General features: G+C 57.0%; 21 protein-coding genes. 12 read left to right on the top strand and 9 right to left on the bottom strand.

What is annotated here, in order from left to right:
* The first annotated feature begins 4 nt into the window (after window positions 1-4).
* The 4 genes from ACQYWX_RS20160 to ccmI are packed head-to-tail and all read left to right on the top strand — an operon-like array spanning window position 5 to window position 4,340.
* On the top strand, window positions 5-2,029 hold the full coding sequence (locus ACQYWX_RS20160) for a heme lyase CcmF/NrfE family subunit (RefSeq protein ID WP_431686125.1): 2,025 nt from the start codon (window positions 5-7) through the stop codon (window positions 2,027-2,029).
* Window positions 2,029-2,592 (top strand): DsbE family thiol:disulfide interchange protein, encoded by a 564-nt coding sequence (locus tag ACQYWX_RS20155; RefSeq protein ID WP_431686124.1) that lies wholly within the window; start codon window positions 2,029-2,031, stop codon window positions 2,590-2,592. Before ACQYWX_RS20160 ends, ACQYWX_RS20155 begins: the two co-directional genes overlap by 1 nt.
* Complete coding sequence (locus ACQYWX_RS20150) at window positions 2,589-3,074, top strand: cytochrome c-type biogenesis protein (RefSeq protein WP_279503063.1); 486 nt, start codon at window positions 2,589-2,591, stop codon at window positions 3,072-3,074. The genes ACQYWX_RS20155 and ACQYWX_RS20150 overlap by 4 nt, the downstream gene beginning before the upstream one ends.
* Before the next feature lie 12 nt (window positions 3,075-3,086).
* Complete coding sequence (gene ccmI, locus ACQYWX_RS20145; protein WP_431686123.1) at window positions 3,087-4,340, top strand: c-type cytochrome biogenesis protein CcmI; 1,254 nt, start codon at window positions 3,087-3,089, stop codon at window positions 4,338-4,340.
* 17 nt (window positions 4,341-4,357) lie between these two features.
* Here ccmI and ACQYWX_RS20140 read toward each other — a convergent pair whose 3' ends face one another.
* The 5 genes from ACQYWX_RS20140 to ACQYWX_RS20120 all read right to left on the bottom strand — a co-directional run bounded on the left by ACQYWX_RS20140 (window position 4,358) and on the right by ACQYWX_RS20120 (window position 8,491).
* On the bottom strand, window positions 4,358-4,804 hold the full coding sequence (locus ACQYWX_RS20140; RefSeq protein WP_431686122.1) for a DUF1499 domain-containing protein: 447 nt from the start codon (window positions 4,802-4,804) through the stop codon (window positions 4,358-4,360).
* Window positions 4,805-4,866: 62 nt separating this feature from the next.
* Window positions 4,867-5,616, bottom strand: a complete 750-nt coding sequence (locus ACQYWX_RS20135; protein ID WP_216739664.1) for a YciK family oxidoreductase — start codon at window positions 5,614-5,616, stop codon at window positions 4,867-4,869.
* A 72-nt stretch (window positions 5,617-5,688) separates the two neighbouring features.
* Entirely contained in the window at window positions 5,689-6,369 is a 681-nt protein-coding gene (locus ACQYWX_RS20130) for an HAD family hydrolase (RefSeq protein WP_431686121.1), read from the bottom strand.
* Entirely contained in the window at window positions 6,369-7,085 is a 717-nt protein-coding gene (gene ubiG / locus ACQYWX_RS20125) for a bifunctional 2-polyprenyl-6-hydroxyphenol methylase/3-demethylubiquinol 3-O-methyltransferase UbiG (RefSeq protein ID WP_127971952.1), read from the bottom strand. Before ubiG ends, ACQYWX_RS20130 begins: the two co-directional genes overlap by 1 nt.
* Window positions 7,086-7,156: 71 nt before the next feature.
* Window positions 7,157-8,491, bottom strand: a complete 1,335-nt coding sequence (locus ACQYWX_RS20120; RefSeq protein WP_127971950.1) for a TRZ/ATZ family hydrolase — start codon at window positions 8,489-8,491, stop codon at window positions 7,157-7,159.
* A 166-nt stretch (window positions 8,492-8,657) separates the two neighbouring features.
* Here ACQYWX_RS20120 and mtnA point away from each other — a divergent pair, with 166 nt between their 5' ends.
* Together mtnA and ACQYWX_RS20110 are read left to right on the top strand one after the other, a co-directional pair.
* On the top strand, window positions 8,658-9,683 hold the full coding sequence (gene mtnA / locus ACQYWX_RS20115) for an S-methyl-5-thioribose-1-phosphate isomerase (protein WP_431686120.1): 1,026 nt from the start codon (window positions 8,658-8,660) through the stop codon (window positions 9,681-9,683).
* 154 nt (window positions 9,684-9,837) lie between these two features.
* Window positions 9,838-11,424 (top strand): GAF domain-containing sensor histidine kinase, encoded by a 1,587-nt coding sequence (locus ACQYWX_RS20110; protein ID WP_431686119.1) that lies wholly within the window; start codon window positions 9,838-9,840, stop codon window positions 11,422-11,424.
* A gap of 9 nt (window positions 11,425-11,433) precedes the next feature.
* On the opposite strand, the gene pdsS is transcribed toward ACQYWX_RS20110, so the two are convergent.
* On the bottom strand, window positions 11,434-13,395 hold the full coding sequence (pdsS, locus tag ACQYWX_RS20105; RefSeq protein WP_431686118.1) for a proteobacterial dedicated sortase system histidine kinase: 1,962 nt from the start codon (window positions 13,393-13,395) through the stop codon (window positions 11,434-11,436).
* 8 nt (window positions 13,396-13,403) lie between these two features.
* On the bottom strand, window positions 13,404-14,105 hold the full coding sequence (pdsR, locus tag ACQYWX_RS20100; protein WP_127971942.1) for a proteobacterial dedicated sortase system response regulator: 702 nt from the start codon (window positions 14,103-14,105) through the stop codon (window positions 13,404-13,406).
* Between the two features lie 255 nt (window positions 14,106-14,360).
* Between pdsR and ACQYWX_RS20095 the strand changes: the two genes are divergently transcribed.
* Window positions 14,361-14,498, top strand: a complete 138-nt coding sequence (locus tag ACQYWX_RS20095) for a hypothetical protein (protein ID WP_431686117.1) — start codon at window positions 14,361-14,363, stop codon at window positions 14,496-14,498.
* Between the two features lie 197 nt (window positions 14,499-14,695).
* Complete coding sequence (locus ACQYWX_RS20090) at window positions 14,696-15,676, top strand: NADPH:quinone oxidoreductase family protein (protein ID WP_431686116.1); 981 nt, start codon at window positions 14,696-14,698, stop codon at window positions 15,674-15,676.
* A 6-nt stretch (window positions 15,677-15,682) separates the two neighbouring features.
* On the opposite strand, the gene ACQYWX_RS20085 is transcribed toward ACQYWX_RS20090, so the two are convergent.
* Window positions 15,683-17,143, bottom strand: a complete 1,461-nt coding sequence (locus ACQYWX_RS20085) for a flavin-containing monooxygenase (protein ID WP_431686115.1) — start codon at window positions 17,141-17,143, stop codon at window positions 15,683-15,685.
* 179 nt (window positions 17,144-17,322) lie between these two features.
* Here ACQYWX_RS20085 and ACQYWX_RS20080 point away from each other — a divergent pair, with 179 nt between their 5' ends.
* The gene (locus ACQYWX_RS20080) at window positions 17,323-17,985 is read left to right on the top strand and encodes an O-methyltransferase (protein ID WP_431686114.1); all 663 of its coding nucleotides are present in this window, start codon (window positions 17,323-17,325) and stop codon (window positions 17,983-17,985) included.
* A 96-nt stretch (window positions 17,986-18,081) separates the two neighbouring features.
* On the opposite strand, the gene ACQYWX_RS20075 is transcribed toward ACQYWX_RS20080, so the two are convergent.
* Entirely contained in the window at window positions 18,082-19,917 is a 1,836-nt protein-coding gene (locus tag ACQYWX_RS20075) for a pre-peptidase C-terminal domain-containing protein (RefSeq protein ID WP_431686113.1), read from the bottom strand.
* A 359-nt stretch (window positions 19,918-20,276) separates the two neighbouring features.
* Here ACQYWX_RS20075 and ACQYWX_RS20070 point away from each other — a divergent pair, with 359 nt between their 5' ends.
* The 3 genes from ACQYWX_RS20070 (at window position 20,277) to ACQYWX_RS20060 (ending at window position 23,249) form a co-directional block, all read left to right on the top strand.
* Window positions 20,277-20,762 carry a GNAT family N-acetyltransferase gene (locus ACQYWX_RS20070; RefSeq protein ID WP_431686112.1) on the top strand — a complete coding sequence of 162 codons (486 nt, stop codon included), beginning with the start codon at window positions 20,277-20,279 and terminating at the stop codon, window positions 20,760-20,762.
* A 109-nt stretch (window positions 20,763-20,871) separates the two neighbouring features.
* The gene (locus tag ACQYWX_RS20065) at window positions 20,872-21,546 is read left to right on the top strand and encodes a hypothetical protein (protein WP_431686111.1); all 675 of its coding nucleotides are present in this window, start codon (window positions 20,872-20,874) and stop codon (window positions 21,544-21,546) included.
* Entirely contained in the window at window positions 21,543-23,249 is a 1,707-nt protein-coding gene (locus ACQYWX_RS20060) for a nucleotidyl transferase AbiEii/AbiGii toxin family protein (protein ID WP_431686110.1), read from the top strand. Before ACQYWX_RS20065 ends, ACQYWX_RS20060 begins: the two co-directional genes overlap by 4 nt.
* Window positions 23,250-23,256: the final 7 nt, after the last annotated feature.

Genomic DNA, 23,256 nt, shown 5'->3' with positions numbered 1-23,256 from the left:
ACGTATGATTGCTGAGCTGGGTCACTTCGCACTGATTTTAAGTTTTTGCTTCGCTATTCTGTTGGCGTTTGTGCCTATCACTGGCGCTTGGATTGGCGACCGTCTTTGGATGCGCTTGTCTCGCCCTCTCGCGGGCGCCCAGTTTCTGATGGCGATTGTGGCGTTCGCCGCATTGACCGCCAGCTTTTTGCGGGACGACTTCAGCGTCCGCTACGTGGCGGGCCACTCCAACAGCCTGCTGCCCTGGTATTACAAATTCAGCGCCGTGTGGGGCGGCCATGAAGGCTCACTGTTATTGTGGGCGCTGATTTTGACTGGCTGGACCGCTGCCGTGGCCAAGTTCAGCAAGCAGTTGCCGCTGGAAATGGTGGCGCGCGTATTGGGCGTCATGGGCATGATCAGCATCGGCTTTATGTTGTTCATCCTGATGACCTCTAATCCCTTCTTGCGTTACCTGCCGAATTCGCCGCAGGACGGCGCGGATCTGAATCCCTTGTTGCAGGATTTCGGTCTGATCGTGCATCCGCCCATGCTGTATATGGGCTATGTCGGTTTCTCCGTCGCTTTCGCCTTTGCGGTGGCTGCGCTGATGGGCGGTCGTCTGGACGCAGCCTGGGCGCGTTGGTCGCGTCCCTGGACGACGGTGGCCTGGGCCTTCTTGACTCTAGGCATCGCCTTGGGCAGCTGGTGGGCCTACTACGAGCTGGGCTGGGGCGGTTGGTGGTTCTGGGACCCGGTTGAGAACGCGTCCTTTATGCCCTGGTTGGCGGGAACTGCTTTGATTCACTCTCTGGCGGCGACGGAAAAACGCGGCGTTTTCAAGAGCTGGACGGTTTTGCTGGCGATATTCGCCTTCTCGCTCAGTCTGTTGGGTACCTTCCTGGTCCGCTCCGGCATTCTGACCTCGGTGCATGCGTTCGCCGCAGACCCTGAACGGGGCCGCTTCGTGCTCATGATGCTGGGCGTGGTTATTGGCGGCTCGCTGCTGCTGTACGCCCTGCGCGCGCCCGTGGTGAAAAGCCGCATTGGCTTCAGTGAAACCTCCCGGGAAGTGTTCCTGCTGGTCAACAACATCATTCTGGTGGTCGCTATGCTGACAGTGTTGATCGGTACGCTGGCCCCGCTGGTGGCGGAATGGATGGATAAAGAAATTTCCGTCGGCGCGCCCTATTTCAATTTGATGTTCTCGCTGTTGGTTCCCTTGTTGGTCATCGTGATGGGCGTGGGCATGTACAGTCACTGGAAGGACACCAAGGCGGCGCAGCTGCTCGGTCCTGTCCCTATGTTTCTGGTGATCAGCGCCGTTACCTCCGTTGTGATTCCCTGGATGTACGGGGAAATTCATTTGATGGCGGTTATTGGCGTCTTCATCGCTGTTTGGCTGTTTGCAGCGACCCTGCGCGACGCGTGGCTCAAAAGCGCCTCCTCGCAGGGACGTATGCGCGGCTGGCTGCGCACCTCGCGGAGCTACAAAGGCATGGTGCTGGGGCATCTGGGCTTGGCGGTGACTATCGTCGGCGCCACGATGGTGTCGCAGTACACCGTGGAGCGGGACGTACGCCTGGCGCCAGGGCAGTCGGTTGAGCTGTCGGGCTTCACCTTCCGTTTTGATGAAGAAACCCAGCGTCGCGGCCCCAACTTTATCGGCGATCGCGCCACAGTCTCAATTCTCGACAGTGACGGCGACGTGCTGCATGTTCTGCATCCGGAAAAACGCCGCTATCAGGTATCCGGTAATATTATGACGGAAGCAGGCATCGATCCGGGCCTGTTCCGGGATCTCTACGTTTCTCTGGGCGAGTCTCTGGAAGATGAGTCCTGGACCATGCGCGTCCAGTATAAGCCTTTCGTGCGCTGGCTGTGGCTGGGTGGCGTGTTTATGGCCTGGGGCGGCTTCCTGGCGGTGGCGGACAGACGTTATCGCATCAAGCTGAAACGCAAACTGTCAACGGCGGAAGCCATGGACAGCAGCGACGCACAGGCGCAACCTCGCGGCGACGCCGATGCGCTCGGAGGACAGCAGGCGTGATGAAGCGGTTATTCTTATTTGTTCCTCTGCTGGCCTTTGTTGCGGTGGTCATTTTGTTTAATCAGAACATGGACAACGATCCCTCCAAGCTGGAGTTGGCGCGCAAGGATCAGCCTGTGCCGACATTTAAGCTGAGCGAACTGTACAACCCTGGCCGGGAGCTGACTCCTGCGGATCTTAAGGGCGAGCCCATGCTGCTCAACGTCTGGGCGACCTGGTGTCCTTCCTGTCGGGTCGAGCACCCTTATTTGCTTAAATTGGCCAAGGAATACAACGTTCCGATCATTGGCTTGAACTACAAAGATGATCGCGATGCAGCGAAGAAGTGGCTTGAGACGCTGCAGGACCCTTATCGCTTTGTGATTTTCGACCAGGAGGGACGTTTGGGTCTGGATCTGGGCGTGTATGGCGCGCCTGAGACCTATGTGATCGACGCCGCCGGCGTGATTCGTTATCGCCATGTGGGCGTAGTAAACGAAAAAGTCTGGCGGGAGACCCTGGCGCCGATGCTGCGCAATTTGAAGATGGCGAACGCCAACGCGGTTGAGGAGCCTGGTTCATGATCGCGCAAAGATTACTGATCTGCCTGACTGCGCTGTGGATGTCCTCTGCCGCCTGGGCGATTGATGATTACCAGTTCAGCAGTGACGAAGGTCGCGAGCGTTATCAGACACTGACTTACGAGCTGCGCTGTCCCCTGTGTCAAAACCAGAATATCTCCGACTCCACGGCGCCCATCGCCAAAGATTTGCGTCGTGAAGTGCATCGAATGATTGAAGAAGGGAAGAGCGATGACGACATCGTTGACTTCATGGTGGCCCGTTATGGCGATTTCGTGTTGTATCGGCCGCGGCTGAATGCGCAAACCGCCGCTTTGTGGTTGGGACCGGTGACGGTGGTGACCCTGGGCTTATCTATTTTGTTGTACGTCGCTCGTCGCAGACGTCGCTCTCTGGGAGAGTCTGCTGAATTGAGCGATGAAGAGCAGGCGCGCCTGCGGGCCTTGTTGCAGCAAACCTCTTCCGAAGAATCTGAGCAGAAATAACAGGCATTCCGAATGACAGTATTCTGGCTGGCTATCGTCCTTTTGGCGGTTTTGGCGATAGCGATCATCGCCGTTCCTTTGTTGTCCATCCTGAAATCCGGTTCGCAAGGCGCTGGCGCGCGTCGCGATACCGCCAACGTGGCGTTGTTTGAAGACCGTCTGACGGAGCTGCGTGCGGAGCTGAAAGCCGGACAAATCAGCGATGCGGAGTTTCATGATCTGCATATTGAGTTGGAAAAGTCACTGTTGAACGACGCGGAGCCGGGCGCGCAGAACACCGCGTACCGCAGTAGCCGCATGCGCCAGATTCTTGTGCTGGTGCTGGTAGTTGTGGGAGTGCCGGTGACGGCGCTGCTGATGTATCAGCAGGTTGGCGATTATAAAGGCCTGCGTCAGGTGGAGTGGATGAAAGAGACTCGCCTGCAATTGGCTCTGGCTGGCAATGATCCGGAAGAGATTTTGCGCCGTTTGCGCGATCGCCTTTTGGAGCAGCCGGACCATGTGGAAGGCTGGGCGCTATTGGGGCGCTCCTTGATGACCATGCAGCGCTACGCGGAAGCGGAAGAAGCGTTTCGTCACCTGGCGGAGTTGCTTGCGGCGGAAGGCGAAAACCCCGCCGGCGCTCACGGATTGCGAGCACAGGCGCTGTTCTTCAAGGAAGGACGTTTGAGCGCTCCGGTCAGGGCGGCTCTGGAGCAGGCCCTGAAAACCGACCCCAACGAAGGTAGTTCACTGAGTATTCTTGGCGTGGCGGCGTTCCAGGAGCAACGTTACGCCGAAGCCGCTAAGTTCTGGCGTCGCATTATTGAGCTGAATCCAAATGACCCTAACGCCGCTGCGATTCGCAATGGCGTAGCGAGAGCGGAGCAACTGGCGGCGGAGCAGGCGAATCAGCAGCCCGCGCAGGCGGCGGGCGGAGCCAGTCTGCAGCTGCAAGTCAGTCTGGGTGAAAGTCTGAATGGGCAGGCTGAACCTGGCGATACTGTATTTATCCTCGCGCGCCCTGCGGACGGCACGCGCATGCCGTTGGCGGTGGTGCGTAAAACCGTGGGCGAGTTGCCTGTCAGCGTCACATTAGATGACTCCATGGCCATGGGGCCGATGGCGAAGCTGTCCTCCGCTGAAACGGTGGAAGTGGTGGCGCGGGTGTCCAAATCCGGTTCGCCGCAGCCTCAGCCAGGCGACCTGCAGGGCGTCGTAGGCCCAATCCAACTGCGCGCTCAAAACGAGCCGCTCAATCTGGTGATTGACCAGTTGGTGCAATAGCTCCTGCGCCAGCGGCGTTACTCGCTAAGTAGCGCCGCCTTGATTTCCTCCATCCGCTCCCGATTGACGCCGAAATCCCGATAGCCTAGTCGGGAGGCCGAGCGCAGATGTATCACGCCTGTCTGCCGATCCAATAGAAACTCTACATCGTCCACAAAGCGGAATACGAATGATGTGGCTTCTGCGCGGATGTAATCGGGCTTGCGTTGGGTGATGCGGATATTGCCGGCTTTTTCCAAAACAGTGGGCAGCCGTTCCCACATCTGCGTCGCCTTGTCGTTGTAAAGGGGCGTAATGAAATGCTCCGCGTCGTTGGGATCGCTGAAGCTGCTGACGCAGTTAGGGCTTTCGGGGCAGGGCGTCAGGCGTCCGTCATGGGCGCCCAGTCCTGCGGGAGGCGTGCTGCCGCAGGCGCTGAGGCCTGCGGCGATAACAAAGATTGTCCATTTCGCTGTGTTGCTCATCGCTCCTTCTCCGCTGCGCATTGGCGCAGACCTTGATTTAGGCGTGAAATACAGCTGTAAGATCAGTCGCCTTGTGCGTTGAATGCCTGACCAGTAACGCCAATGCTGTCTTTGCCCATCAGATAAAGATAGACGTTCATGATCTCTTCAGGCGTTGGGTTTTTCGTGGCGTCTTCCGCTGGATAGGCCAGCGCGCGCATGGCGGTGCGGGTGGCGCCGGGATTGACGCTGTTGACGCGAATACGTTTGTCGGCGTCATCCAGTTCGTCCGCCAGCACCTGCATCATGCCTTCAACGGCGAATTTGGAGACCGCGTAAGCGCCCCAGTAGGCTTTGCCTTTGCGGCCGACGCTGGAGGAAGTGAAAACGATCGAAGCGTCTTCGGACTCGCGGATCACCGGCATCAGGGAGCGAGTCAGCAGAAAAGGCGCCATGGCGTTTACTTGCATCACGCGGGCCCAGCTGTCCGGGTCATAGTGCTCCAGCGGGGTGCGATGACCCAGAATGGCGGCGTTATGCAGCAGTCCGTCCAGTCGGCCGAATTCTTCACGAATAGCGTTGGCCAAATCGTCGTAATCCTTCGCTACCGCGCCTTCCAGGTTGACGGGAAAAATCGCGGGTTTCGGGCCGCCCTCCGCTTCGATTTCATCGTAGACGTCTTCCAGCTTCTTGGTGGTGCGGCCGCTGAGAATGATGGTGGCGCCGTGTCGGGCGAAGGTCTTCGCCGCCGCACGGCCAATTCCCGCACCCGCGCCTGTGATCAGGATGACGCGGTCGTGTAGAAGGTCGGCGGGGGCTTGATAAGAATACATAATGCGTGTTTTCTCTCGTCGTGATCTGTCTTTAATGTGCAGTGACTTTCGATTATAACGCCCGAGGGGAAATCAAAGCACTTGTTTCAGCAGGGCGGCGACTTCCTCCACGGAGTGCGCCACGTGGTCCGCATTCCAGGCCAGGGCCGCCTCGGGCTCATCCAGATAGCCGTAAGCGGCGGCGATGGTGAGCATGCCGGCATTGGCGCCCGCCTGAATGTCGCGTATATGATCGCCGACATACCAGCATTTCTGCGGGTCGCAGTCCGCCAGACGCGAAGCCAGCAACATGGGCTCGGGGTCCGGCTTGGTGCGGGAGACATCGTCAGGGCACACCAGTGCAGCCATGCGAGAGCTAAGCCCTAACGCTTCCAGCAGCGCTTCGCTGTACAACCTGGGTTTGTTGGTGATGACCCCCCAGTGAATTCCTTGGCCTTCCATCAACGTCAGTAGCGCTTCAAAGCCTGCAAACAGGCGGCTGTCGACGGCGATGTGGCGCAAATACAGGTCCAGTAGCTCCTGACGCAGCGGCTCAAAATCGGCGTCCGTCTCTTCCATGGCGAAAGACAGCTTCACCATGGCGCGGGCTCCATCGGACACCGTTTTACGCACGGCTTCGTACGCCATGTCAGGCATGCCGCGTTGACTGCGTTGCATGTTCATCACCCGAAAGAAGTCGGGGGCGGTGTCGATCAGGGTGCCATCGAGATCGAAGAACACGGCCTCTGGACGGTAAAGTCGCGTATCCGTCATCAGGCGTCCTTGAGCGGTTTGACCGCGTGCATGAGGTAGTTGACGTCCACGTCGTCGCCCAGCTTGTATTCTTTCAGCAACGGGTTGTAGGTCATGCCTCGCATTTCACACAGATCGAGATCAGTGCGACGCAACCAGGCCGCCAACTCGCTGGGCTTGATGAATTTCTTCCATTCATGAGTGCCTCGCGGCAGCATTTTCAGCACGTATTCCGCGCCGACGATGGCGAACAGAAAGGACTTGGGATTGCGATTGATGGTGGAGAAGAACAGGTCAGCGCCGGGTTTTGCGACGCGAGCGCAGGCGGCGATGACTGAGGCGGGATCGGGAACATGCTCCAGCATTTCCATGCAGGTCACCACATCGAAAGACTCCGCTTCGGCTTCCGCCAGCTCCTCGATAGTAGTGCGGCGATAATCCACGCTGACGCCAGACTCCAGTCCGTGCAGACGCGCCACGGACAACGGCGCTTCGCCCATATCGATGCCGACCACATGTGCGCCGCGACGCGCCATGCTCTCGCTGAGAATGCCGCCGCCGCAGCCTACGTCCAACACTCTTTTGCCGGGCAGGGCGGCGCGCTCGTCAATAAAGTCGAGTCGCAGCGGGTTGATCTCATGCAGGGGTTTGAATTCGCTTTCCGCATCCCACCAGCGATGGGCGAGATCTTCAAACTTTTTCACTTCACTCAGATCGACGTTCTCAACGGGAGTCATGTATCCGTTTCCTCTGAATTGGTCGGAAGGGGCCGTGATGCGGCCCCACGCGTTCGCTTCGGCGGGCTATTTTAATTGGCTTCGGCGGTGTTGGCGATTCTCTCGCGCCAGGCGTCAACCTTTGTCCGTAGCTCGCGGACGTCCATATTGATCAGCTTCTGCTCTTTCACCTGGGCAACGCCGGAGGTCCAGACATGGCTGACCTGGCTGGATTTGGTGGAATAAGCCAAATGCGAAGCGACGTGATACACCGGTTGTACTTCGATGCCGCTCAGGTCTACCGCCATAATGTCCGCCCACTTGCCAGCTTCCAGAGAGCCTGTGACGGACTCCATGCCCAGCGCCTTCGCGCCGTTGATGGTGGCGATTTCCAGCGCCTGGAATGCGCTGACGGCGGCGGCGTCCTGCGCCACGGCTTTCGCCAGCATCGCAGCGGTTTGCAGCTCGCCCAGCATGTCCAGATCGTTGTTGCTGGCGGCGCCGTCGGTGCCGAGAGCCACGTTCACGCCAGCTTTCAGCAGACGGTCCAGAGGACAGAAACCACTGGCCAGCTTCAGGTTGGATTCCGGGCAGTGAACCACATGCGCGCCGGTTTCCTGCAGAATCTCCAGATCGCGATCGTTAATCTGGGTCATGTGTACGCATTGCGTGTTTGGGGTCAGCAGACCCAGTTCGTATAGACGTTCGGTCGGACGCTTGCCGGTTTTCTCCAGGCCTTCCTGTACTTCGCCGGCGGTTTCGTGAAGGTGAACCTGTACAGGCATATCCAGCTGGTTGGCCAGCGTCACCACCTGCTCGAACTTGTCGTCGGAGACGGTGTAAGGAGCATGGGGACCGAAGCCGATGCGCACCAGATCGCTGTGCTTGTATTCGTCGTGCAGGGCCAGGCCTTTGTGGATGGACTCTTCCGCTGTCGCCGCGCCGGGAACGGGGAAGTCGATGACCGGGAACACGATCTGGCAACGCATGCCGAGACGGGTGGCTTCTTCGGCCACGGCATCCGGATAGAAATACATGTCGCTGAAAGTGGTGGTGCCGCCCAGCAGCATTTCCGCCATGGCCAGTTTGGAGCCGTCGCGAACGAATTCGTCGCTGACCCATTTGCCTTCCGCAGGCCAGATATGATGGCTCAGCCACTCCATCAAAGGCAGGTCGTCCGCCATACCGCGGAACAGGGACATGGCCAAGTGGCCGTGGGTGTTGATCAGGCCGGGCGCCACGACATGGTTGGGCAGGTCGACCGTTTCTTTGGCGGCGAAACGCGCTGTCGCCTCGGCGGCGTCGCAAACGCCTACAATTTTGCCTTCGGATACGGCGACGGAGGCGTTTTCAAGAACGACTCCTGCTGGTCTGACGGGGATAACCCAACGCGCATTTATCAATAAATCAACGCTTTCTTGAGCCACAGCTACACTTCCTATATCTATTCAAAATCAGCGCCCAAGTATACCTATAATACAAGGGGATAAGTAGGGCGCAGGGCTTAAATGACGTATAATGCCGGCCCGGACCAGCAGATTTTCGCCCGGTTCCGTTTTCTGACCATTTGATCAACTTATTGGGGCGCGCCACATGTCGCAATCTTCCGTTTCCGCCATTCGCTGGGCGAAAAATCAACTTATTCTGCTAGATCAACGCAAACTGCCGCTGCAGGAAGCGTATGTTCACTGCGTCACTCACGTTGAAGTGGCTGACGCCATCCGCCAGATGGTGGTGCGCGGCGCGCCGGCGATCGGAATCGCGGCGGCCTATGGCGTGGCGTTGGCGGCGGCGGAGTTCAATTCTGACCGGGATCGCATGCATCGCGCTTTGGAAACGCTGGCGGATTCACGACCGACGGCGGTGAATTTGTTCTGGGCCCTGCGTCGCATGCGGGATCTGATCGACGCCTCTTCCGCCACGGATCTGTTCCCGCTGCTGGTGGAAGAAGCGACGCGCATCCACGAAGAAGACCTGCAAGCCAACCTGACCATGGGTGAGCTGGGCGCTGATCTGATCGCAGAAAGCGGTCGCGGCGCGTTGTTGACCCATTGCAACACCGGCAGTCTGGCCACCGGCGGCTATGGCACCGCACTGGGCGTGATTCGTTCAGCCTACCGTCGCGATCTGGTGACGGAAGTGTTTGCGGATGAAACCCGCCCCTGGCTGCAAGGCGCAAGATTGACCGCCTGGGAGTTATGCCAGGACGATATCCCCGTCAAACTGATCGCGGACTCCGCTGCGGCGCATGTCATGAAAACCTGTGCGGTGAAATGGGTGATTGTCGGCGCCGACCGCATTACCGCCCATGGCGACGTCGCCAATAAGATCGGCACGTACGGTCTGGCGGTGCTGGCGCGTCATCATGGCGTCAAATTCATGGTGGCGGCGCCGTCCAGCACCATTGACTTCGAACTGTTCAGCGGCGCGGATATTCCTATTGAAGAACGCACTTCCGATGAGCTGAAGTTTGTGCAGGGGATCCCGTTGGCCCCGGAAAAAGCCAACGCCTTCAACCCTGTCTTCGACGTAACGCCGGCGGAGCTGATCGACGCCATCGTCACCGAACGCGGTGTAGTATTACGTCCGAATGCGGAGAAAATGCGTAAATTGCAATAATTGTCGTCCGTGCGCATCATTTTCTGAGCACGGGCGAATACGGGAAGGATGATATTCCTTCCCGGGCTGCTATCTTTATCAGGGGAGGGCGGTTTTCAGCGGGACGCGGAACCGCGAGAGCAGAACTTATCTTCGCCAATGGCGCGTATAATTTATGCAGGAACCCATCATCCCGGAGAATGAATCGCAGCGGCTTGTCTGTCTGCACTCGCTGTGCATTCTGGACACAGAGCCGGAACAGCGTTTTGACCGCATCACCAAGCTGGCGGCCTCGCTGTTTAATGTGCCCATTGCGCTGGTGTCTCTGGTCGACGCCGAACGCCAATGGTTCAAATCGAAGGTAGGGCTCAACGCGTCGGAAACTGGTCGCAATATCTCATTTTGTGGGCACGCTATTTTGCAGCGGGAAGTGCTCTACGTGCCCAATGCCCTGAAAGATCCCCGATTTTCCGATAACCCCCTGGTCACTGGTCCTCCTCACATTCGTTTTTACGCTGGCGCTCCGCTGAGTCTGGATGAGACCCACCGTATTGGCACGCTCTGTCTGATTGACGTTCGCCCCCGTCGTTTTAACCAGGAACAACTGCAACGCCTGCAGGACTTGGCTGGTTGGGTCGAAAGAGAGTTGCATATGCTGCGCCTGGCGGATCTTTCGCACATGAACGCCCATCAGGAAGCCTATCTCACTTCCATTCTGCAAGCGGTTGTCGAAGGGATTGTGACAGTAAATGCCGACGGCGTGATTGAAGCCGCCAATCAGGCGATGAAGGAGATGTTGCGGGTCTCCGGCGAGCAGCTGAATGGCGCTCATTTTTCTCAATGGCTGAAAAACGATGCGCCTCTGCTGGAGTTATTGCAGCGTGGACAAGAGGGCGACGCTGACGTCCGGGACGGCATTCATCGTCTGGAGGTGGAATTGGTCCGCAGCAGCGGCGAGACATTTCCTGCACAGCTCAGCTTCCGCCAGATGGAAATGGGCGACGCAATGAGATGGGTTGGCAGTGTGGCGGATATTTCCGATCGCAAACGCGCCGAGGCCATGAAGAAAGAGTTCGTGTCGGTGGTCAGCCACGAATTGCGCACTCCGTTGACCTCCATAAAAGGCGCCTTGGGACTGCTTTCTGCGACCTTGGGGCCGGAGCTGAACGAACAGTCGGCGAAGTTGCTGTCGATTGCCTCAAACAACAGCGAACGTTTGCTGGCGCTGGTGAACGATATACTCGATATCGAGAAGCTGGAAGCGGGCCATGTGGACATGGCGTTGGAGGAAACCGAACTGCTGGCCGAGCTGGAGCAGGCGCTGAGCATGAATGGACCCTACGCCAAGGCTCGTAATGTGACGATGCAGCTTGAGCATGGCGCCGGGGACGTTATTGTTGGAGTCGATAAACGCCGCTTCCAGCAGGTGATGAGCAATCTGATTTCCAATGCGGTCAAATTCTCTCCCGCGCAGGGAAGGGTGACGATTCGCAGCCGATTGTCCGGTGGCGGCGAGGTGTTTATTGATGTCGTGGATGAAGGCGTGGGGATCAGTGAAATAGATCAGGCGCGCATTTTCGATAAGTTTTTCCAGGCGCCGCCTTCCGGGCGTCAGGCCGTGGCGGGTACGGGACTGGGGCTCAGTATTGTGCGGGCGTTGATTGAGCAGATGGGCGGCGGGGTCAGCGTCAAGTCACAGCTACACAAAGGCAGCTGTTTTACACTGCGTTTACCCGCCCGTTGCCGGGAAATCCGCGCCTGAACTCAAAACTCAAGAACGAGGCAGCCCAATAGCGAAGCGCACGCCCCGAGCGGTGTTCTCCACTTTGATCCGCGCCTGATGGAATTCGGCGATCAGTTTGACGATAACTAGGCCCAGGCCCAGGTGTAACTCCTGTCCGCCGTCCTGACGCACGCTCATAAAGGGCGTAAACAGCTTCTCCTTGATGTCTTCCGGAATGGGGTCGCCTTCGTTTTCAACGTAGATCCAGCGCTCCTGTTTAGTTTCTTCGACGCCGATGTAAATGGCCCCGTCCGGTGCGGTAAAGTCTCTGGCGTTCTCCAGCAATTTGTCCACCGCCTGGGCGATCAGCTCGGCGGAAATGTCCGCCACAATTGGCGCTTCCGGCAATTCAAGCTCCAGTCGGCGCGGCTCCACGAGGGGGCGATAAGACTGCTGCAACTCGCTGATCAGCTCGCTCAAATCAAAGGTTTCAAGGCTTTGCGACTGAATCGTGGCTTCCAGACGCGACGCCTGCCGCATGGCGGTAAGCAGGGCGCTGATGCGTTCGGCCCCGGCGCGGGCCCGACCCAGATACTCCTGCTTTTCCTGTTCATTGTCGGCGCTTTCCAGTAACTGCAGGGAGGAGCTGACGATAGCCAGCGGCGTGCGACATTCGTGGGTCAGCTTGCTGGCGAAGGACTCCATATATTCTGAATAGCTGCGCAATTGGGTCAGCATTTCGCTGAAGCTGCGCGACAGGTCGCCCAGCTCATCCGGCAGCCGTGAGGCCTGGAAGCGGCCGCTGAACTTAGTCTCAGTATCCAGTGCGGAAACGATACCTTTGCTCAAATGCGTGATGCGCCAGGACAGCCAGGATGCGTAGCCGAACAGGATGAGCATGATGACGATCAACAGCGCCACAGAGCCGCCGACGGCTGCGAACAGGGCGTCATTGGCTACGGCGGCGATTTGCGGCGTACGCTGCTCCAACTGCACCCAGCCCAGTAATTTCCCGGTTTCGCTTCTAACGGGATAGCGGGTGATCAGGTTGGCGAGTTCTGAGGTGGCGCTGGCGTCCCAGGTGGAGCGCGGCGCGTCGGCGGCGAGGGGCTGCGACTCCGACGCCTGTGAAACGCCGTCCACTGCCCAACGCAGCAGGCGGCGCATGGCCATGCGCCAGACGTCATCCTGCATGCCAATGTAGCGCATCAGGTCGTTATCGTATTCCAGCAGGGTTACGCCCTGAGCGTCGGTCAGGCGTAAACGTGTGTATTCAGGGGTTAATTCCTGAGCCTTATGGATCAGAGCTGGCGGCGCGAAGTTCAACAACATGGGCTCAGCGTCGCTGCCCAGAACATCCAGCGTATTACGGTTGAACACCCAGGCGGCGGACTTGTCTATATCGATCCAGCGCAGGCTGAAGCCGTCCTGCAAGGAGGTGAGGGGAATGCGCAATTCCAGGATGAAGCCCTGGCCGTCTTCTTGCCACATGCCATGCACGCTGCTCCATGATCCGGCTAAGCGGGCTTTGATTTGTCCGGGCCCTTCCGTTTCCAGCATCGTCACCGCCTTGCCGCCGGCGAGATAGCCGGTGATCAGTTCGAAATGGTCCGCTGGCTGGCTGCGGGCGCTGGGCTGCCGGTATTGAATGGATGCGTCATTGGCGGCGACCAATAGATACAGGTCCTGCCCGTCGGTGGCTGCTTTGACTGCGCGGATGGAATCCGGTTTCGGGCCTGATAAGGCGGGAATTTCCGCCCAGTCGTCCTGATAACCATCCAGATAGATCGGCGTATCATACTGGCGCACGTTGAGAATGCGGCCGCCTATCAAAGCTGGCGTTGGCCATTCCGGGCGTAGCAGGGAGGCGATAAAACCCGCCAGCTGGATATGATTCTGCTGTTGGGATTCCCGCAGGCTCTGTTCTATCTGTTTGGCGAACTGAATGACCGCCCACGGCAGCAACAGCATGACGCAGGCGATCAGGATAAGCTGGCGACGTAGTTTCATGCGTCAGCCTAAGGTTGTGTCGAATCCCAGCGATATCCCATGCCGTAGGCGGTGTTAATCGCCCGGAAGTCCGGGTCCACCGCCTGGAATTTTTTGCGGATGCGTTTGATATGCGAGGTGATGGTGCTGTCGTCGAGAACGGCGTTGGCGGCGTCCATCAATTGGGTGCGGTTTTTGACGTGCCCAGGGTGTCGTGACAGCGCGTGCACGATCCAGAACTCAGTGACCGTCAGCATGATGGGCTCATCGTTCCAGAACGCCTGCATACGGTCAATGTTGAGTTTAAGCTGCCCACGGGTGATCAGTTCGTCCTGCTTCTGATTGGCGGCCTGCAAGGCGTCGAGACGACGGAACAGGGCGACGATGCGGGTGAGCAGATAGGGAATGCTGATGTCTTTGGTCAGATAATCATCGGCGCCCAGGCGCAATCCGGATATCTGATCGAACTCGCTGTCCCGGGCGGTCAGGAAAATAATGGGGACCTGGGAAGACAGCCCGCGCACCTCGCGACACAGCTCAAAACCGCCTTCCACATCGGAACCCAGACCCACATCAATGATCACCAGGTCCGGCAGCTGCACGCGAAAGCGTTCCATGGCGGAGGGACGGGAATCATAGGTTTCCACCTGATAGCCGTGTTTCTTCAACGCTTCACTGTAATTGGCGCGGATCAGAGGCTCGTCTTCAACTAAGGCAATTCTGCGGGTCATTTCACACCTATCGACAAAGAATGGCGCTATTAGAGCACGCCTGAATTTCTCTGCTCAAGAGAAGCGGGGCGCATTGCCACAATTCGTCATTTTTTGATCGACGCTTTGACGGTTTTTTAGCAGATAAACCGCTTAATTCTTGAGTGAAATGTAAAACGACTGCAACAAAACGGTTACTAAACTGACAGAAACAGTCTGAGTGTCCCGCAGTCGCTTAACCGGAACATCACTGCTGTACCCAAGAGGAGATACGCTATGAGCGAGAAACTTCAAAACGCCTCTAACCCGCCATCACAATCGAAAGCCATGCGTTATGGCTTGGCGCTGCTGACCTTCGCCGCGATTGTCTGCGCACAAAACCTTTGTTTCATGATCGACAACCAAATTATCTGATTAATACTGCGACAAGATGCACGAACGCTTTCCTGGAACTCAACCGCGCCCAGGTCAATGCGGTTGAGTTACCTCCGTCCCTGATTCATACTCCCCAAGGCCGCAAGAGCCGCGCCGATTCATTCGGCGACAAAATCATAAAATGAGCAAATCAAACCCCGGTTGTTGAATCTATTCATCAGATAAAGGGGATCATCATGCGCGCGCTGCTGTGCAAAGAGCATGGACCGGCGGATACGCTGGTCATTGAAGACACTGCCGAGCCTGAAGTAAGTGGGGCTAACGTTCTGGTGGACGTTAGAGCCGCCGGCCTTAATTTTCCCGATACCCTGATCATTCAGGGGAAATACCAGTTTCAGCCTCCCATGCCCTTTAGTCCTGGCGGAGAAGTCGTCGGCGTAGTGAGTGCAGTGGGAGATAAAGTTAAGCGGCTAAAACTCGGCGACTGCGTCATGGGGCTGACGGGCTGGGGCGGCTTTGCGGAAAAAGTAGCGGTTCCCGAATCCAACCTGATTCCTGTTCCTGCGGGCGTAGACGATATCGTCGCCGCCGGGTTTGTCATGACTTACGGCACCTCCATGCATGCATTGACTCAGCGCGGCCGACTACAGGCCGGTGAGACGCTGTTGGTGCTGGGCGCGGGCGGTGGCGTTGGGCTGGCTGCGGTGGAAATCGGCAAGGCCATGGGCGCTAAGGTGATTGCTGCCGCCAGCTCAGCGGAAAAGCTGGCGGCGGCTCAGGAGGCAGGGGCGGACGCGACTATTAATTACGCCGAAACGGATTTGAAGGAAGCCATAAAAGCGATGACGGAGGGGCGTGGCGTGGATGTGGTCTATGATCCGGTCGGCGGCGCTCTGACGGATAAGGCGCTGCGCTCCATGGCCTGGGGCGGGCGACATCTGGTGGTTGGTTTCGCCAGTGGCGAGATTCCCAAGTTGCCGGCGAACCTGACCCTGCTGAAAGGGTGCGAGGTTGTGGGTGTCTTCTGGGGCGCTTTCACGCAACGTCAGCCCCAGGACAATCTGCAGAATTTCCAGCGCATGTTCCAGTGGATGCAAGAGGGTCGTCTGCAGCCGCGGGTCAGCAAAGTGTATCCGTTCGAGCAGGCGGCGCAGGCCATCTCTGATATGGCGGAGCGCAGGCTGGTGGGTAAAGCGGTGGTGCGAATCGCGGAATAGGCGACGCTACAACCACTCGTAGTCCGCCTCGTTCACCTTGCGGGTGCGGCGACGATATTCCACTGTAAAGCCGGGCCAGAGCGTCGTGATTTTACCGCTTTTGGTTTGATACCAGCTCTGGCAGCCGGATTTCCACACGGAACGCTGCAGGCGTTGTTGCAACGATTCGTTGAACAGTCTTTGCGCGCGGGAGCGCAGGTGAATCTGTTTAACTCCCAGTTCGCGGGCTTTGTTCATGGCGTCGAGAATGTAATTAACCTGCGACTCGATCATAAAGATCATGGAGCTGTGACCGAGGCCGGAGTTGGGGCCGACCACCATAAAGAAGTTGGGGAACCCGCTGATGGTAACGCCCAACATCGCTTCCGCGCCGTTTTCCCAGGCTTGATTTAGGCTGACGCCGCCGAGCCCGATGAGATCAAAAGGAATGACAGCTTCCGCCGCCTGGAAACCAGTGGCGAGGATAATGGCGTCGAAATCATGGTTAACCCCGTCTTGGGTTCTGACGCCAGTCGCGGTGATGGCGTCGATGGGCGTGGTCTCCAGCGTGACGTCCTTGCGCCCCAGCGCCTGATAATAGTCATTGGAGATCAGAACCCGCTTACAGCCCAGGGTGTATTGCGGCGTTAATTTGGCCCGCAACGCGGGGTCTGGTGTTTGACGCGCCAAGTGCGACAGGGCCTTTTTCTCCACCAGTTTCATGATGCCGGGATGCAGCACAAACCCCATGACACGCCATTCCAACACCCAGTAAATCACCTGACGACTGAACCACAGTAAGAAGGGATAGCGGCGGTATAACGACCGTTCCATTGGACTGATCATGCGATCCGGCTTGGGCAGTATCCAGGGCGGCGTGCGTTGAAAGACTGTGGTATGGGCGGCCTGCGGCGCAATATTAGGCAGCAGCTGAATGGTGCTGGCGCCTGTGCCGATGACTCCGACCTTTTTAGCCGTCAGGTCGTAGCTGTGGTCCCAGCGGGCGGAATGAAAAAGCTTGCCAGTAAAGGATGATAGCCCTGGTATATCCGGTTGCGCCGGGCGACTGAGCGCGCCGACGCCTGAGACCAGAAAGCGAGCTTGCAACCAGCCTTCGCCGTTTACTTGTACGCGCCATTGATCCTCGGTCTCATCAAACTCCGCGCGGGTGACTTGTTGATTAAGGCGAATAAAGGGCCGCAGGCCAAATTTGTCTGCGCACTGTTGCATGTAGGCCCAGATTTCCGGTTGCGAGGCGAACATGCGGCTCCAGTCCGGATTGGGCGCGAAGGAAAAGGAATACAGGTGGGAGGGAACGTCGCAGCCGGCGCCGGGGTAGGTGTTGTCGCGCCAGGTCCCGCCAATGTCGTCGGCTTGTTCCAGAATCACAAAGTCTTCAATGCCGGCCTGCCTTAGCCGTATTCCCATGCAAAGTCCCGCAAAGCCAGATCCGATGATGATGACTTGGTGACGCGCCGCTTCGCTCATGAGCTACCCCCTGCGAAATATCTTTGTTATTTTGTTTGCGCTGGGCTCCGTTGAGGTTTCGCTGTGAATGACGAAACCTCAACAGACCTCGGTAAACTCAAGGATAGGTAAGTCTCCCGCTAATTGGCAGCCCCTTTGGGGTGATCGGCGCGGCGGCGATTTGAAAGAGATCACACAATATGTCAAAACAAACTCTAAATATGAACGACAGCCTCTATCAGTACCTGCAAGTCACCGGCGTCAGGGAAAGCAAAGTGCTGCATGCATTGCGGGACGAAACCAACAGACACGAAATGGCGCGTATGCAGATTGCGCCAGAGCAGGGGCAGTTCCTGACCTTGCTGACGAAGCTGACGGGCGCCCGCAAAGCCATCGAAGTGGGCACCTTTACCGGATACAGCTCCATCTGCATCGCTGAAGGCTTGCCCAAAGACGGCAAACTCATCTGCTGCGACGTCAGCGAAGAATGGACCAGTATCGCCAGACGCTATTGGTGCCTGGCGGGGCTGACTGACCGCATTGACCTGCGCCTGGCTCCTGCGATGGAAACCCTCAACAAGCTTTTGGATGAGGGCCACGCGCGCACTTTCGACTTCGCTTTTATCGATGCGGATAAAACCAATTACGACAGCTATTACGAAGCCTGCCTGCGCTTGTTGCGCCCGGGCGGGTTGATCGCCGTCGACAATGTGCTGTGGGATGGCAAAGTCGCCGACCCCAGAGAGCGGGATGACGATACCTGTGCGATTCGCGCTTTGAATGAGAAGCTGATGCGCGACAAGCGTATTGATTACTCCATGGTGCCCATCGCGGACGGCGTCAGTCTGGCGCGGAAAAAATAATCTCGAATTGAGACGACCAAGCGGGGCTCGATCCGCAGCTGTATTGGCGGATCGAGCCCCGCGTTCATTAAAGCAGCTTAGGGTGTGAGCGCGGGATTATTCCTGCCTGGCCTGCGTCAGCACGACAGCCACTTCTTTGCCTTGAATCCGATCATCGTAACGGGCCACCAGCTGTACGTCCGAGTAAGGATCGAAGGCGTGCAACATCACATGATAAACCCCGGTCTGCGGCGTATTGTAGGAACAGGTTTCTACCTGTGTGGTTTTGAAGGGGCGGCAGTCATATTCGTTTAACGTCGGAGGCGTTCTGAAGCGAACATGCATGTCTGCATCGCCCTGACCGCCAGACATTTCAATACGCAAGTTGCGAGCGCCTTCCGGGATGTCGACGTAGAAATAGTCCATCTCATCCTTGCTGCCGGAAAGCTTCGTCACCGCCTCGCCATTCATCAGTTCCTGGCTGCTGTCGGATTTAGCTTTATAGCCAGCTTCGAAAGTGATGCCGGAATAGCTAGAGAACGCATGCAGCATGACATAGTAATTGCCTGCCTGGGGCGAATTGAAGGTGCAGATTTCTTCCTGGGTGGTTTTGTAAGGTCGACAGTCATAGGAAGCGAGGGTGGGACGCTCGCCAAACTTGACGAACATATCCATATCGCCGCTGCCGCCGGAGATGCGGAACACCAGATCACTCGCGCCAGGCTCGACTTTCAGAACGTAGTAGTCTTTATTCTCTTTGTCCGCGCTCAGATTACTGAGAACCTGACCGTTTTCCAGTTCCTTATCCGGCGTATCAGGATCGGTGGGACCGGATGTGCCAGGGTTGTAGAGTTTATTGCTGGTGCAGTATTTCGAACCGTTTTTACTCATCCAGAAATAATTGCAGTCGCCGTCATAGCTATAGCGGCCGGTTTTCACCTTGTAGCCGGACAGGTAAACGCCGTCTAGGTGATAGAAGCCGCCGTCATATTTCAGGCTGAAGTGCTGATGGGGGCCGGTAGAGCTGCCGCCGTTGCATAGCGCCTGAGAGCGGTTGTTGGCGTAGTTCGCCAGTTTCTGGTTTTGCGATACGGTGGTGCGGTCCTGGAACTGCACATTGTCCAAGTGGTAGTAAGTGGTTGACCAGCCGCCGTCGTGCAGCACTTCCACGAAGCAGGATGAATGTCGCACTGCTGTGCCCGCTGCGGACGCCACCGCCCATTTAGTGGATGTATCCGATCCCCAGCCACCGCCATTGTTCATGTCCAGGGAAGACAACGGATAATTGCCGCTGCCAGTGTTGGTATGCGCGCCGCCGAACCACCAGCTTTGATCAATCGGGAAGGGGAGCTGCAGCAAGTTTTCCGGAGGGACCAGCTTTTTGGAGTAAGCGGAGAAGCGGCTGACGCCGGGAGGTTCCGCGCTTTCCTGCTCTTGCGGAAACAAGCGCTGGTAGACCGTTGCGAACTCCTCCGCGTCGCCAGCGGCGTTGTTCATCAAGGCGCGGGAGAGCGCGCGTGTGGCGATGTCTTCGCCGCTGATAGACAGGCTTTTCTGCTCTTGATTTACCGTGCTGTAATAGGCTTTGGCCAGACGCATGGCGATATCTTCAACTTGAGCGCTGAAGCCATCCCGTTCGGACAAATCTCCGAGGGGGCGTTGCAGGGATGCAGTGCGTGCGCCGCTTACCAGGCCAGTCTGCATTTCTATCAGGGTTAACAATACTTTAGGACTCACGGTGCTATAACCGGCCCAATGCGTAATGACTTCGGTCTGATCCAGTAAATGAGGAGCATTCCGTTTCAGGTAGGCGGCGACATCGAAGGTCAGCATCTCTTGATAAGAATAGATAAACTGCTCGTCCGAAATGATATCTCTGCTATCGTCGGAATGCGCCAGGAGGGGGAGTGCTGAAAGCGCGCAGACGAAGATAGTTCCGATACTCTTTTTCATATAAATTCCCTTTAAAGTTAATGAGTTGAACGCGGCTCGGAATGGCTGGCCGGTTTAAATGCTGCGCGGTAGGAAGCGCAGTCGAGCGGTCCGTTTCTCAAATGAGAACAACTCTCAGACAGTTATAAATGAAGACTAAAAAATGATCAGTTGCAAGTGTGGGACGCGGGTTGGGAATGGTTTCAAACTCTTCGCCGTTCATTTTATCGTTAGGCTGATGCGTCCTTTTTTGCACTGGAGTAAAGACTAGGATTTATAAAAAAATCCGGCAATCCGGTTGAAATACCTGAACAAAAAATACGGGGCGCATTATTGCGTTAAGCGGCGTAATGTCAGATAAAAAAGTCGGATAAAGAAATATGAGCGGCGAAGCTGAACAGATGAAATTTTTATGTCTGAAGCATACGGATGCGGATATCGCCAAGGAGTTGTTTGATCTGTTTCAATCCGCTTACCGGGTGGAAGCGGACTTGATTGGCGTGGAGCTGTTTTCGCCATTGTTTAGAACCCCCGCTGACTTCATGGCGAGTTCCACCCAGTTCCTGGGATATCGACGGGAGGCCAGACTGGTTGCGGCGATGGAGTTGGACCGCCAGGGCGAGTGGCTGAGTATCGACAGCCTGGTGGTCGCCCCCGATATGTTTCGGCGGGGATACGCCAGCGGTTTGCTGGAGCATGTTTTTACTCATCGCGATCAGTTTGGGCGTCCAAAAGGAGCGCGAGTGTCCACCGCCGAAGTGAACGCGCCCGCCATCGCCCTGTATGAACGGTTCGGGTTTCAGAAGGTGGCGAGTCGCCGCACGGAGGAGGGGATATCTGTGGTATCCTTTGACCTCCTGTTTTGAGGCCGGCTCCAAACATATCTCATCAATTAATCATCGCGCGATGGATGCGCACTTGAAATCAATCCGTCCGCTATTTGTACCATCGGGTTTTCTGTAGGCAGTTTATCTCATGAAGTATCGGTTCCACACGCCGCTGGATGCGCTCAAGGCGTTTCCTGGAAAGTATGAAATCCATATTACCGTCGTCACTCGCGATCAAGTCGCGCTGCAGCGCTTTGTCGACTTTTGCGCGGTGAAAGAGGCGAAAGCTATCGTTATTCAGTTGTTCTCCGGTGAGCATTGTACGCAACCCATGTTGTGCAAGCGTTTGAGCGGCGCGCCGGAGAAGGTTTGGGAGCAAATTCAGGAGCTGTGCGACGGGATGGCGAGTGAGGGGTTTTCTGTTGAGCGCTTGAAAATCGAGGCGGCGATAAGCAACGCCAACATCCCCCTGCATGACGAAGCGGCGACGCAACTGCCCGAATATTGTTACTTCGAACATCATCTGAAGCTCAGGTTGCCGGCGGATTATGACTTAACCGTCTTGCGTGCAAAGGTGCGCGAGTATCGCGGGCGTCTTTCCTCCAATGCATTTTGGCGCGATGAGGAGCATCGGGAGCAGTTCGTCACTCAACGCATACGCGGAGGGTTGGGGAAGGCGGGCGAGGTGCTGGAGGCTTTACGTACATTTTTAGCGGACAATGGCGTAGAGATTGTGAAGGACATTCGCGAGTTCAATATCTATGACAGCAACATTGGGCTTGACGCCGGTTGGGATGGGGTCGACACAGGAATGCGTTCATGACGGAGACGCCGAAGGTTTTGACGGAAGAAGCGCGAACGCTGATCGCTATTGAAACGTTGTTGACGCGTTTACACATTCTGGCGCAGGCTGATCGCTTCGTCGTGCGAGGCAGTTACGTCTCGCGCTGTTGGAGCGGGCCGCAGCCGCGAGCCTGTAAGGACCTGGATTTATTGTATCTGGGTGATTACACCCCGGACTATTTCACTGCTTTGATGCGCCAGCTCATGACGCAGACGGACGCCTCTCCTTGCCGCTTTAACTCGGATGCTATGCAGGTCAACCCAATCTGGCAGGACAGTATTTCTCCCGGTATTCGCTTCACCTGTGGCTATGTGGTTTACGATGTCGAAGGGACGCTGCAGGTGGATATCGCTGTCGGCGATCCGTTGACGATGCCGCCCCGAATGGTTGAGCTACCCTCCGTGCTGGAGGACGGCGCAATGATCGCCGTACCCGCTGTCGCTGTTGAGATCGCCGTCGCCTGGAAGCTGCATGGGTTGTTTGAGCATATGAACGGCGGTTGGATGTCGAAGACGTTGTGGGATCTGTATCTGTTTTGCAAACACAATTCACTGGACCCCATCCGGCTGCGAGAAGCGATTCTGGTCGCCTTTGAAAGCCGCATGGACCCGCTGGCGATCCTTCGTCGTCTGCTATACGGCGATTTTGGCCGCAGCAAAAAATCCCGCAGAAACTGGCGCAACCTGATGGCGGAATATCCGCATCAGCAAATTGAACCGATGGAGTTGGTGTTGGACTGGCTGCGAGCATATCTCGGACCTGTGTTGCAGCTGGAGAATGACGAAACCCTGCTGTCCCAGTCTGAGGTGATCACCTATCGCGTGAAGCTGTTGAAGGAAGACGGTTCGGAAGCCGCGCGCCAAAAACTGCGCACCCTGCAGCAGAAACGCAAACTGCTGCCATACAAGGCCTATACCTCCATTCCCCATCTGCCGGGGTCGCGTACTGGCCCTGCGGACAAACACATCGACGCCAATAAGGCGGAGATGTTGACCTCTCGACAACGCTACCCTGACGATGTGGTTATCGTGCAAGAAAAGCTGGATGGCTCCTGCGTGGCGGCATTGCGAACGGATGACCGGGTTCTGGCGCTGGGACGCGATGGCGATCTGGCGGATGAGTCTCCCAATCCGACGCGAAGACTGTGGGCGGAATGGGTGGAAGAGCATCAGTCTCGTTTTCTTGATGTGTTGGAGCCTGGTGAGAGGTTGGTCGGCGAATGGTTGGCCCTCGTGCATGGAACCCGTTACCGGCTGGCGCATGAACCCTTTGCGCCCTTTGATATTTTTACCGCGGACAATCGACGTTTGCCCTATGCGGTTTTCAGGCGACGAGTGACACAGGCAGGGTTTACTCCCGCCAAAACACTCCATATCGGCGAACCCTGTTCCATTGATGAGACCCTGCGTTTATTGGGGAATGGCGCGCACGGAAGCGTGGACGCGCCGGAAGGCGCTGTGTGGCGTCTGGAGCGGGGAGAGCAGGTGCTGTTTTTGGGTAAGTTCGTGCGTCATGGTAAAACCGATGGGGCCTATCTTCCAGAAAACAGCGGACGTCCTGCGCTATGGAACTGGCATCCTTATCTGCCGGTGTTTTTCGGAGAAACAATGGAGAAAGGGCGGGAGAATGAAGAGAGCGCTCAGGATACAGCAAGTAAAACCGAAAATGACGAGACGGATTAACCGCAGT

The sequence above is a fragment of the Hahella sp. NBU794 genome (genome assembly GCF_050749805.1).
Taxonomy (GTDB): Bacteria; Pseudomonadota; Gammaproteobacteria; order Pseudomonadales; family Oleiphilaceae; genus Hahella.
The sequence above is the reverse complement of the archived record's forward strand: the minus strand, read 5'-3'. Positions and strand labels throughout refer to the sequence as shown.

Coding starts and splice junctions, on each gene's coding strand:
- ACQYWX_RS20160 (WP_431686125.1), top strand. CDS start 5: ATGATTGCTGAGCTGGGTCACTTCGCACTGATTTTAAGTTTTTGCTTC.
- ACQYWX_RS20155 (WP_431686124.1), top strand. CDS start 2,029: ATGAAGCGGTTATTCTTATTTGTTCCTCTGCTGGCCTTTGTTGCGGTG.
- ACQYWX_RS20150 (WP_279503063.1), top strand. CDS start 2,589: ATGATCGCGCAAAGATTACTGATCTGCCTGACTGCGCTGTGGATGTCC.
- ccmI (WP_431686123.1), top strand. CDS start 3,087: ATGACAGTATTCTGGCTGGCTATCGTCCTTTTGGCGGTTTTGGCGATA.
- ACQYWX_RS20140 (WP_431686122.1), bottom strand. CDS start 4,804: ATGAGCAACACAGCGAAATGGACAATCTTTGTTATCGCCGCAGGCCTC.
- ACQYWX_RS20135 (WP_216739664.1), bottom strand. CDS start 5,616: ATGTATTCTTATCAAGCCCCCGCCGACCTTCTACACGACCGCGTCATC.
- ACQYWX_RS20130 (WP_431686121.1), bottom strand. CDS start 6,369: ATGACGGATACGCGACTTTACCGTCCAGAGGCCGTGTTCTTCGATCTC.
- ubiG (WP_127971952.1), bottom strand. CDS start 7,085: ATGACTCCCGTTGAGAACGTCGATCTGAGTGAAGTGAAAAAGTTTGAA.
- mtnA (WP_431686120.1), top strand. CDS start 8,658: ATGTCGCAATCTTCCGTTTCCGCCATTCGCTGGGCGAAAAATCAACTT.
- ACQYWX_RS20110 (WP_431686119.1), top strand. CDS start 9,838: ATGCAGGAACCCATCATCCCGGAGAATGAATCGCAGCGGCTTGTCTGT.
- pdsS (WP_431686118.1), bottom strand. CDS start 13,395: ATGAAACTACGTCGCCAGCTTATCCTGATCGCCTGCGTCATGCTGTTG.
- pdsR (WP_127971942.1), bottom strand. CDS start 14,105: ATGACCCGCAGAATTGCCTTAGTTGAAGACGAGCCTCTGATCCGCGCC.
- ACQYWX_RS20095 (WP_431686117.1), top strand. CDS start 14,361: ATGAGCGAGAAACTTCAAAACGCCTCTAACCCGCCATCACAATCGAAA.
- ACQYWX_RS20090 (WP_431686116.1), top strand. CDS start 14,696: ATGCGCGCGCTGCTGTGCAAAGAGCATGGACCGGCGGATACGCTGGTC.
- ACQYWX_RS20085 (WP_431686115.1), bottom strand. CDS start 17,143: ATGAGCGAAGCGGCGCGTCACCAAGTCATCATCATCGGATCTGGCTTT.
- ACQYWX_RS20080 (WP_431686114.1), top strand. CDS start 17,323: ATGTCAAAACAAACTCTAAATATGAACGACAGCCTCTATCAGTACCTG.
- ACQYWX_RS20075 (WP_431686113.1), bottom strand. CDS start 19,917: ATGAAAAAGAGTATCGGAACTATCTTCGTCTGCGCGCTTTCAGCACTC.
- ACQYWX_RS20070 (WP_431686112.1), top strand. CDS start 20,277: ATGAGCGGCGAAGCTGAACAGATGAAATTTTTATGTCTGAAGCATACG.
- ACQYWX_RS20065 (WP_431686111.1), top strand. CDS start 20,872: ATGAAGTATCGGTTCCACACGCCGCTGGATGCGCTCAAGGCGTTTCCT.
- ACQYWX_RS20060 (WP_431686110.1), top strand. CDS start 21,543: ATGACGGAGACGCCGAAGGTTTTGACGGAAGAAGCGCGAACGCTGATC.